Annotated in this window: 1 protein-coding gene; it reads left to right on the forward strand. The window is 50.6% G+C overall.

Going from position 1 to position 249, the window contains the following annotated elements; translation table 11 throughout:
• Window positions 1-12: 12 nt before the first annotated feature.
• A partial coding sequence (locus Q4563_RS21550; protein ID WP_303605978.1) for an aldehyde dehydrogenase family protein occupies window positions 13-249 on the forward strand: 237 nt, incomplete at its 3' end.

A 249-nucleotide genomic window follows, 5' to 3' on the forward strand; every position in this document is an offset into this window, starting at 1 on the left:
GGTGTGTTTAACGTGGTGCACGGTTTTGGCGGCACCACAGGCAATGCGTTGATTACGAACCCTGATGTCAATGCCATTTCGTTTACTGGCGGTACTTCGACCGGTAAACACATTATTGCCAATGCGGGCCTGAAGAAGTTTTCGATGGAACTGGGCGGTAAATCGCCGGTGATGATTTTTGATGATTGTGATTACGAGCGGGCGTTAGACGCGGCGGTGTTTGGCATTTTCTCGATCAACGGTGAACGC

The organism is Gilvimarinus sp. 1_MG-2023, from assembly GCF_030548285.1.